Source organism: uncultured Marinobacter sp. (genome assembly GCF_963974375.1).
GTDB lineage: Bacteria > Pseudomonadota > Gammaproteobacteria > Pseudomonadales > Oleiphilaceae > Marinobacter.
In genome coordinates, this window is the sequence record NZ_CAXBDN010000090.1 from 1 (window position 1) to 14,690 (window position 14,690).

Annotated in this window: 16 protein-coding genes; 11 read left to right on the forward strand and 5 right to left on the reverse strand. The window is 58.6% G+C overall.

Annotated elements, in window-relative coordinates; genetic code table 11:
• The first annotated feature begins 68 nt into the window (after positions 1 to 68).
• The 7 genes from AAC035_RS09565 (at position 69) to AAC035_RS09595 (ending at position 5,928) form a co-directional block, all read left to right on the forward strand.
• Complete coding sequence (locus AAC035_RS09565) at positions 69 to 1,706, forward strand: long-chain-fatty-acid--CoA ligase (RefSeq protein ID WP_339803085.1); 1,638 nt, start codon at positions 69 to 71, stop codon at positions 1,704 to 1,706.
• An 81-nt stretch (positions 1,707 to 1,787) separates the two neighbouring features.
• Positions 1,788 to 2,228 carry a MaoC family dehydratase N-terminal domain-containing protein gene (locus tag AAC035_RS09570; protein WP_339803088.1) on the forward strand — a complete coding sequence of 147 codons (441 nt, stop codon included), beginning with the start codon at positions 1,788 to 1,790 and terminating at the stop codon, positions 2,226 to 2,228.
• Positions 2,229 to 2,230: 2 nt separating this feature from the next.
• Positions 2,231 to 2,665: a MaoC family dehydratase gene (locus tag AAC035_RS09575; RefSeq protein WP_339803090.1), complete on the forward strand. Its 435-nt coding sequence runs from the start codon at positions 2,231 to 2,233 to the stop codon at positions 2,663 to 2,665.
• Between the two features lie 54 nt (positions 2,666 to 2,719).
• Positions 2,720 to 4,327, forward strand: a complete 1,608-nt coding sequence (locus tag AAC035_RS09580; protein ID WP_339803093.1) for a class I adenylate-forming enzyme family protein — start codon at positions 2,720 to 2,722, stop codon at positions 4,325 to 4,327.
• A gap of 96 nt (positions 4,328 to 4,423) precedes the next feature.
• Entirely contained in the window at positions 4,424 to 5,059 is a 636-nt protein-coding gene (locus tag AAC035_RS09585) for an HPP family protein (protein ID WP_339803095.1), read from the forward strand.
• A gap of 177 nt (positions 5,060 to 5,236) precedes the next feature.
• Positions 5,237 to 5,611, forward strand: coding sequence for a PH domain-containing protein (locus AAC035_RS09590; protein ID WP_339803098.1), 375 nt, complete (start codon positions 5,237 to 5,239; stop codon positions 5,609 to 5,611).
• Between the two features lie 2 nt (positions 5,612 to 5,613).
• The gene (locus AAC035_RS09595) at positions 5,614 to 5,928 is read left to right on the forward strand and encodes a hypothetical protein (RefSeq protein ID WP_339803101.1); all 315 of its coding nucleotides are present in this window, start codon (positions 5,614 to 5,616) and stop codon (positions 5,926 to 5,928) included.
• Between the two features lie 96 nt (positions 5,929 to 6,024).
• Here AAC035_RS09595 and AAC035_RS09600 read toward each other — a convergent pair whose 3' ends face one another.
• On the reverse strand, positions 6,025 to 7,290 hold the full coding sequence (locus AAC035_RS09600; RefSeq protein ID WP_339803121.1) for an ice-binding family protein: 1,266 nt from the start codon (positions 7,288 to 7,290) through the stop codon (positions 6,025 to 6,027).
• Between AAC035_RS09600 and AAC035_RS09605 the strand changes: the two genes are divergently transcribed.
• The 4 genes from AAC035_RS09605 to AAC035_RS09620 all read left to right on the forward strand — a co-directional run bounded on the left by AAC035_RS09605 (position 7,262) and on the right by AAC035_RS09620 (position 10,885).
• Positions 7,262 to 7,432 (forward strand): hypothetical protein, encoded by a 171-nt coding sequence (locus AAC035_RS09605; protein WP_339803127.1) that lies wholly within the window; start codon positions 7,262 to 7,264, stop codon positions 7,430 to 7,432. The two genes, AAC035_RS09600 and AAC035_RS09605, sit on opposite strands and share 29 nt — an antisense overlap.
• 604 nt (positions 7,433 to 8,036) lie before the next feature.
• Positions 8,037 to 9,077, forward strand: coding sequence for a catalase family peroxidase (locus tag AAC035_RS09610; RefSeq protein ID WP_339803104.1), 1,041 nt, complete (start codon positions 8,037 to 8,039; stop codon positions 9,075 to 9,077).
• Entirely contained in the window at positions 9,070 to 9,606 is a 537-nt protein-coding gene (locus AAC035_RS09615; RefSeq protein WP_339803107.1) for a cytochrome b, read from the forward strand. The genes AAC035_RS09610 and AAC035_RS09615 overlap by 8 nt, the downstream gene beginning before the upstream one ends.
• A 103-nt stretch (positions 9,607 to 9,709) precedes the next feature.
• Entirely contained in the window at positions 9,710 to 10,885 is a 1,176-nt protein-coding gene (locus tag AAC035_RS09620) for an acetyl-CoA C-acyltransferase (protein ID WP_339803124.1), read from the forward strand.
• A gap of 131 nt (positions 10,886 to 11,016) precedes the next feature.
• Here AAC035_RS09620 and AAC035_RS09625 read toward each other — a convergent pair whose 3' ends face one another.
• The 4 genes from AAC035_RS09625 to AAC035_RS09640 all read right to left on the reverse strand — a co-directional run.
• Positions 11,017 to 12,483: a gamma-aminobutyraldehyde dehydrogenase gene (locus tag AAC035_RS09625; protein ID WP_339803110.1), complete on the reverse strand. Its 1,467-nt coding sequence runs from the start codon at positions 12,481 to 12,483 to the stop codon at positions 11,017 to 11,019.
• Between the two features lie 28 nt (positions 12,484 to 12,511).
• Entirely contained in the window at positions 12,512 to 13,324 is an 813-nt protein-coding gene (locus AAC035_RS09630; protein WP_339803113.1) for an ABC transporter permease, read from the reverse strand.
• A complete protein-coding gene (locus AAC035_RS09635; RefSeq protein WP_339803116.1) occupies positions 13,314 to 14,261 on the reverse strand; it encodes an ABC transporter permease in 948 nt (315 codons plus the stop codon). The genes AAC035_RS09630 and AAC035_RS09635 overlap by 11 nt, the downstream gene beginning before the upstream one ends.
• Positions 14,258 to 14,690: TOBE domain-containing protein (locus AAC035_RS09640; protein WP_339803119.1), on the reverse strand; the 433-nt coding region annotated here is incomplete at its 5' end. The genes AAC035_RS09635 and AAC035_RS09640, both read right to left, overlap by 4 nt.

The window sequence follows — 14,690 nt, forward strand, 5'->3', positions numbered from 1 at the left end:
CCCGTCGTCGTCTGGGACAGACTGCCATCAGACCTACAACTAAATATAACCCGCCTTGGAGACCGCCGATGTTTGGACTAATGCAGGACCGCCCCCTGCTCATTTCGTCGATGATCGAGCACGCAGCTACCTTTCACCCTACTACCGAAGTCGTCAGCAAAACCGTCGAAGGCGCGATCCACCGGACCAACTACTCGGAAATCCGCGACCGCTCCAAGCAGCTGGCGAAAGCACTCAAGAAACTGGGTATCGAAGCCGGTGACTGCGTCGGCACCCTGGCCTGGAACAGCTTCCGTCATTTCGAGCTGTACTATGGCGTATCCGGCAGTGGCTCCGTATTGCACACCGTGAACCCACGACTGTATCCGGAGCAGATCAACTACATCATCAATCATGCCGAAGACAAGGTTCTGTTTTTCGACAACAACTTTGCACCGCTTGTGGAACAACTGGCACCGGCCCTGAAAAGCGTCACCGCCTTTATTGCCATGAGTGACCGTGAACACATGCCGGACATCAATGTCCCCAACCTGCTCTGTTACGAAGAGCTGGTAAGCGCAGAAACACCGGACTATCAATGGCCTGAGTTTGACGAGCGCACCGCCTCGTCGCTGTGCTACACCTCCGGCACGACCGGCAATCCCAAGGGTGTTCTGTACTCCCATCGCTCGACGGTGCTGCACTCCCTGATGCAGGTGGCTCCGGACGGTTTTGATTTCAGCAGCAAATCCACGCTGCTGCTGGTGGTGCCCATGTTCCACGCCAATGCCTGGGGCGTGCCCTACTCTGCACCGATGGTAGGCGCCAAGATGGTGCTGCCGGGACCCCATGTTGACGGTGAAAACATCTACAAGCTGATGCGTGATGAAGGTGTGACCTTCTCCATGGCCGTACCCACCATCTGGCTGATGCTGTTCCAGTACCTGGACGCCAATGCAGACGCTGATCTGTCCAAGCTGCCGCTGCACGCGGTTGGTGTTGGCGGCGCAGCGCCCCCGGTGGCCATGGTGGAGCGGTTCCGCAAGAGCGGCGTCGATATGGTACAGGGCTGGGGCATGACCGAGACCAGTCCGATCGGAACTATCAACAAACCGCTGCCCAAACATGCGGACATGTCCGATGACGAGCGCTCAAAGCTCAAAACCAAGGCTGGCCGCGGTGTCTGGGGCGTCGAGCTCAAGATCGTCAACGATGAAGGCAATCGTCAGCCCTGGGATGGCGTTACCTCCGGCCATCTTTATGTCCGCGGCCCCTGGATCTGCAGTGGTTACTACAAGGGCGAAGGCGGCGATCCGCTGGACGCCGAAGGTTTCTTCCACACCGGTGACATCGCCACCATTGACCCGGACGGTTACATGCAGCTGGTGGATCGCTCCAAGGACGTAATCAAGTCCGGCGGTGAGTGGATTTCATCCATCGAGCTGGAAAACGCAGCGGCCTCCCACCCGAAAGTGGCGGAAGCGGCGGTTATCGGCATCCCCCACCCCAAATGGACCGAGCGGCCGATGCTGATTGTGGTGCTGCGGGATAACGTCGAGATGGAAAAGGAAGAACTGCTGTCCTTCCTGGAGCAGCATGTCGCCAAGTGGTGGTTGCCGGAAGAGGTCATGTTCGTGGACGAACTGCCCCACACCGCAACCGGCAAACTGCTCAAAACCAAGTTGCGAGAAGAATTCGGTGCCCTGAAACCGGCCAAAATCTCCTGAGGCCTTGGCCGGACAGCTGCGGCGGGTATCGCCGCCGGAGCTGTCCGCGAACCCCCACCGCAACCACAGGCGATACAGATCATGATCGATCCGGCGCATATCGGCTATCGCTTTGAACCCCACACCCAGACGGTTGAAGCTGGCCGTCTGCGTTTTTTTGCCAGAACCATCGGCGAAACGAACCCTGTATACAGCAACCAGCAGGCCGCCCGCAGTGCCGGTTATCCGGACGTGCTGGTGCCGCCCACGTTTCTGTTCTGCCTGGACATGGATACCGACAACCCTTACGGCTATCTGAACGATCTGGGCATTGAACTGGCCAAAGTACTGCACGGCAAACAGCATTTCCGCTATCACCTGCCCGCCTTCGCGGGGGATCAGCTGACCTTCCGTTCGGTGATCACCGATATCTACAGCAAGAAGGAAGGAGCCCTGGAATTTCTGGTGCGGGAAACCACCGTTCACCGGGTCGACGAGAAACTTGCCGACCTGAGTTCCACCATCATTGTCAGGCACTCATAACCATGACCGATACCACCATTCCGGCGGCTGCCAGCTTTCAGGTGGGTGACGAAATACCGGAACTGTCGACGCCCCCCATCTCCCGGCTGACCCTGGCCCTGTATGCCGGCGCTTCCGGTGACCATAACCCGATTCACGTGGACCTGGATTTTGCCCGCTATCACGGCATGGACGACGTGTTCGCCCACGGCATGCTGGCCACCGCCTATCTGGGCCGGATGCTGACCAACTGGATCCCCCAGAGTGCCATTCGCAGTTTTGGCGTGCGCTTTGTGGCCATCAGCCAGGTTCATGACGAACTCAGCTGCCGGGGCGTCATCCGACGCAAGTACCAGGACAATCAGGAAACCCTGGTGGACCTGGAACTGACCGTCAGCAATCAGCAGGGAGAAGCCAAGGTCGTGGGTGAAGCCACCATCGCCCTGCCCGCTGACTGAACCAGCAGCCAAACTCAATCAGACCCACCCGGCCATCAGGAGCCCATTCCCAGCATGAACCAGACCATGCCCCGCCCCGATTTCAGCACCCGGTACGAACATCATTTCGGGAACCGGGTCATTCGCTGCTATCGCGACCGTCTCCACAGTGTGCTTACGTCCTTTCAACAGGCCGCCCAGAGGGCGCCGGAGAGCGAATGCATCGTCTGCGACGACCAGCGGCTGAGCTATCGCGAGGTGTCCGACCGGGTCGAAACCATGGCTCGCCAGCTTGCTGCCAGGGGACTGCAGGGCGGTGATCGTGCCGCCATCCTGCTGGGCAACAGCCCGGAATATCTGCTTGGCGTTCTGGCCATCCTGCGCATCGGCGCCATCGTGGTGCCCATGAATGTGCGGGAACAGAGCACCGGCCTGGCTTATATGCTCAACCACAGCGAAGCCAGGGTGGTGATCTGTGATGCCGGCCAGGCCCACAAGATTCCGGCCCCGGAAAAAGTACCGGCCCTGCAGCATCGCTTTGCGGTGGGCGGCGACTACCCGGGCACCGAGCCATTTCAGACATTGCTTGAACCCATCGGTGGTGACCTGCCTGTACCCCCGGAAAACGAAGAAGACCCGGCGGTGATTCTCTACACCTCTGGCACCACCGGCACGCCCAAGGGCGTGATCCTTACCCATCTGAATATCATCCACACCCTGATGCATTATCACGATGTGATGAGCCTGCAGGAAGGTGAACGCACCCTGCTGATCGCGCCGGTAAGCCACGTCACCGGTCTGGTGGCCAATGTGCTGACCATCTTCCATGTGGCCGGCTGCGTGGTCATTATCCGCCAGTTCGACGCCGTCGAAGCCATCCGCCTGATCGCCAGGGAAAAGGTCAGCCACGGGGTGATGGTGCCGGCCATGTATAACCTGTGTCTGCTGCGTACCAATTTCGAAGACTACGACCTCAGCCACTGGCGCGTTGGTGGCTTCGGCGGGGCGCCCATGCCGGAAAGCACCATTGCCGGCCTGCGGCAAAAAGTGCCGGCCCTGGAACTGATCAACGCCTACGGCGCCACTGAAACCACCTCACCCACCACCTGCCTGCCCCTCGGGGATGCGGGTCGTCACGCCGACAGTGTCGGCCTTGTGGTGCCCTGTGGCGAACTTCGCATCATGGACGACAACGGCCGCGAAGTGGCCACCGGCGAATCCGGCGAACTCTGGATCAGTGGCCCTATGGTGGTCCCCGGTTACTGGAACAACCCGGAAGCCAACGAACGGGAATTCACCGCCGGCCACTGGCGCTCCGGCGATATCGGCTCCATCGATGCAGAGGGTTATGTGCGGGTGTTCGACCGCAAGAAAGACATGATCAACCGCGGCGGCTACAACGTCTACAGCGTCGAGCTGGAAAACCTCATCATCAGCCATCCGGACGTGGTTGAATGCGCCATCGTGCCCCACCCGGATCCGGTGCTGGGCGAGAAAATCCACGCCTTTGTCACCCGCCGTGATGACCAGGACCTTGATGCTGACGTCGTTCGAGCCTTCTGCCGCGAGCATCTGGCGGACTACAAGATTCCGGATTACGTCACCATTCAGGATGAACCGCTGCCGCGGAACGCCAACGGCAAGCTGGTCAAGGCGGAATTGAAGGGGCGGATCGGGGAGTAACGTTAACACTCCCGATAACCCTTATCGAAATTACTGGTTTGAGAAACATCAGGTGACCACGTAGCCTTTCGCACCTTTATGGTGCAAAGGCGTACTATGGGACTGAAAAATGACAAGCTCCGCTGGCAACTGGCGAGCGGTGTGTTGCGGGCGCTGCACCTTGAGCAGTTGATGGCGAGGTACAGCCCGAAAACCGTGATGGCACTGTTCAATCTGGTGAACAGCGGCGTCAGTATCGCGCTGGTGGCTCTGGTGGCCCTGGTCACTCAGGAGGCATTTATTTTTCCGTCCCTTGGCGCCACCGCATTTATCCTGTTTTACGTGCCCATGGCGCAGCCGGCCTCGCCCCGTAACACCTTGTGTGGACATTTCATAGGGGCCGTGATGGGCCTGGTCGGGCTGCACCTGTTTGGCTTGCAGGACGCCACCTCAGCCTTTCTGACGGGCGTGGACCTCAGCCGGGTGGGCGCGGTGGCGGTGGCCATGGGTCTGACCAGTTGCCTGATGGTGGCCTTTGGCGTCGCTCACCCACCAGCCGGCGCCACCGCACTGATCGTTTCCCTGGGCCTGATGCCAGACCTGGCACAACTCCCGGTGCTGATGGCAGGTGTGTTACTGCTTCTGGTCCATGCGTTCCTGATGAACCGACTGGCAGGGTTGCCTTATCCCCTTTGGTCCTCGCCTCCACCCGGGAAAGGGCTCGACCCGAGTCCCGAATTACCCCGAACCTGACGGTTGAAGTCAGGTTTCCCGGCACCCGATGCCAGATGCGCAAGCAGTCCGACACTGGAAAATGCAGCACCTGAGGCGTAGGCTGAAGCGCTCGATTCCACAGGCTTGCATGTCGGGTGGTACCGAAAAACGGGAATTATCGCCACTGCGGCACAGGCTACGACAGGAGAAAGACGCTTGGAAACGAAGTACTCGGAACACCCGGCGATGTTCAAGAACAATCCGCTGGGCTTCATCATTGCGGTACTGCTCATACCGGTCGCTATCGGCATCATCATTCTGCTGGCCTGGTATGTGAAGTGCAAGTCGACGAAGCTTGCCTTTACCGGCAACGATCTGATCCTGGAGCGAGGCCTGCTGAGCAAGCATCACACCGAGTTGAACGTTGGCAGCATCCGCACCGTCAAGGTGTACCAGTCGTTTTTCAATCGCATTTTCGGGGTGGGCAAAATCTCTGTGTACACTGCGGGCGACACGCCTGAAATAGAAGTGGCAGGCCTGCCAAGACCCCACGATTTGCGCGATATGGTCAAGAACCATCAGGCGGCCTAGTCATGATCGGTAAGACCGGGTCAAAGGATGCCAAAGAGGCAAGAGCCGTTGCTGTTGCATTGATCGTTCTGGTGATTGCGCTGGCTATCGGGGCTTACTTTGCCATGCCCATGCTTGCGGAGTTCAATCAGACTCACCTGGCGCCTGGCATTGGCCTCAAAGCCGCGGCAGTCTGGGCCTTCCTTGCCACCATGGTAGTGCTTATTGTCTTTGCGGTGGCTGCAGGAGATGGCCTGCTGGGCGAACTTCAGTTCATGCTGGTCGGTTTTTTCGCGTTCTTCCTTGTGCTCTGGCTGTTGATTGCCTGGGCGCTTTGAGTAACCAACGCTGCGATGGTGACCGCAGCCTGGAAAAAGCCTGACAAAAAAAGGACCCCGAAGGGTCCTTTTTATAGCGCGGGGTTACTGTCAGTTTTACTGAGCAGGTCCCGTAATGGTGTTTGCGTCCAGGGTCACTGCGGTCTGGGCCAGGGCCCGACCGTTGAGCTCTGCGCCCTGCTGGAAGGCGATCAGGGTCTGGCTCAGATAATTACCTTTGACCTTACTCGAGGTACCAAAGGTGATTTTGCCAGCAACCTGCCAGAACACGTTTTTCGCCATTGCACCACCGGTCAGATGAACTTCTACATCATTGCTGACGGTAAGATCACCAGCAATCTGAAGAATCCACACATCGTTCGCATTACCGTCCAGTGTCACGTCAGTGGAGATCAACAAGCCTGTGCCCCACTTATAAAGCCCTGGTTCGAGTGTCTGCCCACTGATGTCACCGGCATACAGCTCGGTATAGTCCGGGTTTGAACGTCCGGCAGCGTCGGTGAAGGCCGTTTCCAGATCACTGATCGCGGTGGTGAGCATGGAAGGCGTGGGTGATGACATGTCTGCCGCACGGATCTGGCCGTCCACGATACCCGATGTGGCAAAGGTACCCGTCGCATCAAGTGTCTCACTGAAGCCAGTCATGTCGCTAAGTGCCGCAGGACTCAGGGCGATGTCGCCGGTGATCGCGGTCACACCAGTGGTGGTGATGGCGGTTTTCGACAGGATCACATAATCGCCAGCGGTACCAAGGGGAACCGGCGCCGGGCCTTGTGCTGCCATATCACCCGTCGTGAAAGTCAGCACGCGTTCAGCAACCAGCGAGTTTCCAGCCAGGTCCTTCACATCGGTGGTCAGCGTAGCCGTATATTCAGTGCTGTTCATCAGATCCTGCGCGGGTGTGAAAACCGCGGTGGTTCCAACGACCTTTATGGTGCCCGCAACCGGTTCTGAATTTCCGTCAGTCACCAGAAAGCTGGTGCTGTTGACGCTCGGCACGTACATGGCCTCGTTGAAGTTCACCGAAATGTTGCGGTTAATGGCAACATCGGTGGCACCGTTGGCCGGATCGGACGAGGTTACTGAAGGAGCGGTGTTATCAGCCACTTCAGCGGTGGTAAAGCTCCACTGGTACTGGCCGTCCAGAACGTTACCGTCCACTGACTCTACCGCCGTGGTGATGGTGGCGGTGTAAACGGTATTCGCCGAGAAATTGCCGCCGCTGGCGGTGAAAACGCCAGTGTTGGTCGCCTCATCCAGAGTCACCAATCCCGGTACCTGATCTACATCAGCTGAACTCACGACGAAACTGTTGAAATCGAGGGTGTCAGACATGATCGCCTGGTTGAACGTCGCGGTCACCGTGCTGTTGGTGCCGACCGCAACGGCGTTTTTAACCGGGCTGACAGAAGTGACGGCAAACACGCCTTCAGTGGTACCCGGAGGGTTGCTGCCGCCATCACCATTATCTTCATTACCACTGCTTTTATTACTATTAGTGTGAAAGCAGGCAGATAAGGAAACAGCCAACAGTATAATAAATACTGCCATTAGTGGCTTTGTAATATTTTGTATCTTATTCATAATTGTTTTCCTACTACTTTGTACCAGCCATATTTTACGTAGCTGGATAGGAAGATGAGCACAGGCTCACTCCGGGGGTCTCAAGGGCGTACGCCTGTTCCAGTCGCCACAAAGGAACGTTTTCTGAGTATTCTTGGGTTAATTCTCGAAAGCTGGAACTTATTCAGCCATGGCGAACTTATATGCCCAATTACAGATATTAGATATATATATTTTCTTAAAATATAAAATAAATATGTGTACAAATTTTTATTTCAAGAATCCCGAGTTTTATAGACAACGTTTTCATGGGGATGGCAAATGGTTCGGGGAAGGTCCTCAGACGCACAAAAATGTTCATGACAGAAACTGGAGTACCCTGCAGCGACCGTTTGCGCTCCCGGACAGGTACACAGAAAGGATATAATCGTCCGTCGCCTCCCCGGGCAGAGCCAATAATAGGTGACCAGACCCTGTTTCTGGTCTGGCCCCGCCACGCGATCGTACTGGCTGACTCCAGCACCATAGAAAGGATTGAATACCCTATGATTTTTTTTCGCTATGCCGCGATTGCACTGGTCGTTGGCGGTCTTTCTGCACTGATATTTATGGCGGCTAACGGTGTCGGACAATCACCGGTTACTGCGCAGCGATTTGTGGATCTTCAGGAGGGCGGGGATGTACATGCCGGCTTCCGCCGGGCCCATGCCAAAGGGTTTTGTGTGGCAGGCGAATTCATTTCCAATGGCAGCCTGGCTGCGCTTTCAACCGCTGCTGTGTTTCAGGTCGCCAGTACGCCTTTCGTCGGGCGGATATCCATCGCGGGCAATAACCCGACGGCACCGGATCTGCGCTCTCCCGTACGCAGTCTCGCGCTGGCCTTTGATAATAGCAGTGCCGGGACCTGGCGCACGGCCATGAACACACCACCAGTGATGGCAGTCGGAACGCCTGAGGCATTCTACGAGCAGTTGTCTGTATTGGCACCGGACCCCGTGACAGGGCAGCGTAACTCCGAGCGAATTCAGGCGTTTTTTGAAGCTCACCCGGAAACAGCGGCATTCCGGGCCTGGCAAGCCAGCTATACACCGACTCAGAGTTTCGCTACCGAGCGTTACCACAGCATCAATGCCTTTTATCTGATTGACCAGGACAGCAATCGCCAGGCCGTGCGCTGGGCTGCTGTGCCAGCGGCACTGACAGACCTCACGGCGGTCACCGAACTTGCGGACGATAATTCTGAAGCATTGCAGGAAGAGTTTATGTCCCGGGTGGCGCGGCAGCCGGTCGTGTTTGACCTGACTTTTACGCTTGCAGCCCCGGAAGATAATGAAAACGATCCGACCACGCTCTGGCCGGATTCCCGGCAACAGCTGGTCGCCGGACAACTGGTGATCAATGAGGTGCTTGCCGAAGCACAGGGCGCCTGTAACGACATCAATTTTGATCCGCTGGTCCTGCCAGCAGGCATGGCAGCAACAGCCGACCCTATTTTACGCGCCCGCTCTGCAGCCTATGCCGAATCCTTTCGGCGCCGAGCTCGCGAGCATCTTTTGGGCAGAAACAAGGAACTGACCAATGAATAATGCCACGGTCTACAGCCTGCCCGCACGGATTCTTCACTGGGCCATGGCACTCCTTATACTCTCGCTGATACTCGCCGGGCTGGCGATGGTTCAGAGTCTCCAGGTCTGGCAACCCACGCTGATGGCGATCCACAAGTCGTTTGGATTCCTGGCATTATTGCTGGTAACTGTTCGCCTGCTGGTGCGTTTTGTCAGCCAGCCACCGAGGCTGCCGGCCTCGCTCTCGGTCCCACAGAAACGTATTGCTCACCTATCCCATGTGCTGCTCTATCTGGCGATGTTTGCCATGCCGATCTCCGGCCTTCTGATGCAAGGCGCGGCGGGACGCCCGGTTGAGATATTTGGCCTGATCACCCTGCCTTCTGTTGTACCGCAGAATCTCGAGCTATATGCCCTGTTCCGGGAATTGCACGGTTTGACTGCCTGGGGACTCATCGCGCTGGTCCTCCTGCACATTTTTGCGGCGCTTCACCACGGCCTTATCAGACGTGACTCGGTATTGAACAGCATGCTGGGGCGTAAACAATGAACGCAACACCAGAGCATCACTTCATCTTTTCCGACGACCACATCGCAATCAATATGCGCGATAGTGTCAGCCAACTGATTTCCCGCACAGCAAAAAGGTACACATCATGAGCCAGGACCCGATTGTCATCGTCAGTATCGCCCGCACCCCCATGGGGGGCTTTCAGGGTGACTTCAAATCCCTGTCGGCGCCGGAGCTGGGTTCGGCGGCACTGAAAGCCGCCGTGGAGCGGGCCGGGCTGGCCCCCGGCGATATCAACGAGGTGCTGATGGGCCATGTGTTATCTGCAGGAGTTGGTCAGGCGCCCGCCCGACAGGCCGCCCTGGGTGCCGGTATGCCAAAATCGACGCCCTGTACCGGCATCAGCAAGGTGTGTGGTTCCGGCATGAAGGCGGTGATGTTCGCCCACGACCTGATCGCGGCCGGCAGTGCCGGCATCGTTGCTGCAGGTGGTATGGAAAGCATGAGCAACGCGCCCTACCTGCTGCCGAAAATGCGCGGCGGCGCCCGTCTGTCCCATGCCCAGGCCCTGGATCATATGTTCTTTGATGGCCTGGAAGACGCCTACGACAAGGGCCGGCTGATGGGCACCTTTGCCGAAGACTGCGCGGAGCACTATGGCTTTACCCGTGAGCAGCAGGACAATTACGCGCTGGCCTCTCTGGATCGCTCCCTGAAGGCTATCGACAAGGGCCTGTTTGCCCGTGAGATTGTCTCGGTGGATTTGGGCAATGACGAAATCACCACCGATGAGCAGCCTGGCAAGGCCCGCCCGGAGAAGATCCCGGGGCTTAAACCGGCATTCCGCCAGGGTGGCACCGTCACCGCGGCCAACTCATCGTCCATTTCAGACGGTGCCGCCGGGCTGGTGCTGATGCGCCTGTCCGAAGCCGAGCGTCGTGGCCTGACCCCGCTGGCCGCCATTCGTGGCCACGCCGGCCACGCCCACGAGCCGAACTGGTTCACCACGGCGCCGGTCGGCGCCATGCAGAAACTGTTCGAGAAAACCGGCTGGTCCGCCGCAGACGTTGACCTGTTCGAAATTAACGAAGCGTTTGCGGTAGTGGCTCTGGCCGCCATGAAAGATCTGGACCTGCCCCACGACAAGGTGAACGTCCACGGCGGCGCCTGCGCCCTGGGACATCCGATCGGTGCGTCTGGCGCCCGGATTCTGGTGACCTTGCTGGCAGCCCTGGAAACCTACGACCTGAAACGGGGGGTGGCGTCACTGTGCATTGGTGGGGGTGAAGCGACGGCAATTGCGGTGGAGCGATTGTAAGGATCTGACTCTGAGCCTGCCTCCTTCGACTCTCATCGACAGGCTCAGAGTCAGGACGAACGGATTGGATAGCCAGGCGGCTCAACAGCCGCCGGCTAACAGCCAGGGCAAGAGCCCCGGCCCCGGCGCCTTCAGGCGTATCTGATCATCACATGGCGCACTGTGGTGTAATCCTCCAGGGAATACATCGACATATCCTTACCGTAGCCGGACTGCTTCATGCCGCCATGGGGCATTTCATTGACCAGCATAAAGTGGCAGTTGACCCAGGTGCAGCCGTAACGCAGCCGCGATGACACGTCCATGGCGCGGCTGACGTCGTTGGTCCAGATCGAGGACGACAGTCCGTATTCCGAGTTGTTGGCCCAGGCCACTACGTCGTCGGACTCGTCAAAACGGGTCACCGACACCACCGGACCAAAAACTTCCCGCCGCACGATTTCATCGTCCTGCCGAGCTCCCGCAATGACCGTGGGCTGATAGTAGAAACCCGGCCCCTCCGGCTTGTTACCACCGGTGGTGATTTCCATGTGGGGATGCTCCGCTGCCCGCTCCACAAAGCTTGCCACTCGTTCCCGCTGACGCTCGGAAATCAGCGGCGGAATTTCATTGTCATCGTCATTGCTGCTGTCGTAGACAATGCTGGCAGCGGCGTCGGTCAACTCGGCCACCAGCCGGTCGTGGATACCGGCGCCAGCATAGACCCGACAGGCGGCGGTGCAATCCTGGCCCGCATTGAAATAGCCAAACGTGCGCACGCCCTCGATAACCGCGTCGAGATCGGCATCGTCATAAACGATGACCGGTGCCTTGCCACCCAGTTCCAGGTGGGTCCGTTTGACGCTCTTGGCGGCATTGGTGAGAATCTTCTTGCCGGTGGCAATATCCCCGGTCAGTGACACCATGTCCACTTCCGGATGGGTTACCAAAGCATTGCCGACACTTTCTCCCCGACCCAACACGATATTGAGCACGCCGGGGGGCAGTACCTCTGCAGCTACCCGGGCAAGCAGCAGTGAGGTCAGCGGGGTCTGCTCCGAGGGCTTGAGTACCACCGTATTGCCAGCGGCCAGGGCAGGACTGATTTTCCATGCTGCCATCATCAAGGGATAGTTCCAGGGCGCAATGGACCCCACTACCCCCACCGCTTCGCGACGAATCATGGAGGTGTGACCTTCCATATATTCTCCGGCAGCACTGCCCTGGAGACAGCGGGCCGCACCGGCGAAATAGCGCAGGCAATCCACCACCGCCGGAATCTCTTCCGCCAGCACGATGTGATAGGGCTTGCCGCAGTTCAGGGCTTCCAGCGCTGCAAATTCCTCGCTCATCTGCTCGATACGGTCTGCCAGTCGCAACAACAGGGTGGAACGCTCGCCGGGGGTACTCCGGGACCAGCCTGGAAATGCCTTGCGGGCGGCGGTCACCGCCTGGTGCACCTGCTCCTCGGTAGCCTCCGGCAGCCCCATAATTTTGACACCGGTACGGGGGTTGAGTATGGACTCCTCGGGACCGGCGCCGTGCACCAGCGACTTGCCGATGAGCATCCGGATATCCTGGGGCGAGTGTCCCCGGAACTGACCAGCTGTGTTGGACATGGTGATTTCCTCGTAGTTATTGCCGGCCCTACTTGCCCTGGCCGGCGATGGTTTCGCTGCCGCGGGTGAAGTAGTAGGCCAGCAGAATGGGTAGAAACGTCACGATCACCACGAACACCGCCACTACGTTGGTGACAGGGCGCTGCCTTGGGCGCACCAGTTCGCTGAGCATCCAGATTGGCAGAGTGTCCTGCTGGCCGGCCGTGAACGTAGTCACAATGACCTCGTCAAAGGACAGCGCAAAGGCAAGCATGCCCCCCGCAAGCAATGCCGTTGCCAGGTTGGGGAGCAGGACGTGACGAAAGGTCTGGAAGCTGTTGGCACCCAGATCCAGAGAAGCCTCCAGCAGAGAGGGCGAGGTTCTCCGCAAACGCGCCACGGCATTGTTGTAAACCACCACCACACAGAAGGTGGCGTGACCCAGCACGATAGTCCAGAAAGAGAAGGGAATGCTGGCGATGTCAAAGGCCGAGCGCAAGGCGATGCCGGTCACCACCCCGGGCAGGGCGATGGGCAGAATGATCAGCAACGATACCGCTTCCCGCCCGAAGAAGCGGGTACGGGCAACGGCGGCCGCAGCCAGGGTGCCCAGAACGATGGCCGCCCCCGTGGCTATACAGGCAATCTTGAAGGAGAGCATGAAGGCATCCCAGATGTCCTGGCGTTCCCACACCACGGCGAACCATTTCAGAGTGTAGCCGGGAGGCGGAAACTGATAGCTCTTCTCTTCCGTGGTAAAGGCGTAGAGAAAAATCAGTACCAGTGGCAGGTGCAGGAAAAGCAGGCCGGCGATTGCCGCCAGTTTCAGACGCCAGGGCGCATCGGAGCGGTTAAAGCGCATTGAAGGCCCCCATTCGCTTGGCAATCCACAGGTAGATGGCCATCACCACGATGGGCACCATGGAGAAGGCGGCCGCCATCGGCAGGTTGCCCGCGGTGCCCTGGTGTACATAGACGGCCTGGCCGATAAACAGGCGCGATGAACCCACGATCTGAGGGGCGATATAGTCACCCAACGTCAGCGAGAAGGTAAAAATGGAGCCTGCCACAATGCCCGGAAGCGCCAGCGGGAAAATGATCTTGCGGAAAGTCTGGCCCGGGCGGGCGCCGAGATCACCGGAGGCGTCCAGCATCGAGACAGGCACCCGCTCCAGGGCCGCCTGAATCGGCAGAATCATGAACGGCAGCCAAAGATAAAGGAACACCAGGAAAGTACCCATGTAGCTGAAGGACAGTGACGGCCCTCCAATAACCGGGAGTGACAGCAAAGCTTCGACCATGGGGCTCAGTCCCACTTTGGCAAGGCTCCAGTTGAGTACCCCCTCGTTCGCCAGAATCAGTTTCCAGGCGTACACCCGAACCAGATAGCTGGACCATAGCGGCAGCATCACGGCGATAAAAAACAGTCCCTTGACCCAGCCCCGGGCATAGCGGGCCGCATAGTAGGCAATGGGAAACGCAATCGTGGCGGAGGCCACGGTCACTGTAGCCGCCATCAGTACGGTACGCAGGACGATATCCAGATTGGAGGGACGCAGCAGTTCCAGATAGGTCTTGAAGGTGAATTCCCGCACAATGCGCCCGGAAAATTCGTCAATGGAATAGAAACTCTGCACCAGCAGCGCCAGTAGCGAACCTACATACACCACCCCGATCCAGAGCAGAGGAGGCCCCAGCAAAAGCGCGAGCAGTATCGACGGCCGACGGTAGAACATATCTGACAGCCGGCCCAGCGCGCCGCCGCGGGAGTGAGAAACGACTGCGTCCGGGGCATTCATGCCAGCGCCATCCCGTGCATATCATCCAGGTGCCAGCGGGCGTGAGCAACGCTACCCACCACCGGCTCAACACCAACAGCCGGCAACGCCAGGGCGAGCTCAGCCCCCTTGACCGCCATCACACAACGGCGAGTCGCCCCCTGGTACTGAACATGTCGAATCTCACCGGTAATAGTAACGGTACCGGGTTCATCCGTTATCGGCTCCGCCACCAGCCGGATTTTTTCCGGACGCAGGCTCCACAGACCGGAGGGGGCGCCAATGCGTTCGCAGAAATCCGGCTCCAGGATATTCGAGGACCCCACAAAATCCGCAACGAAACGGGTCTCCGGACGCTCATAGATAGCCTCAGGGCTTCCCACCTGCACGACACGACCCTCATTGAATACTGCCACCCGGTCGCTCATGGACAGAGCCTCGCCCTGATCG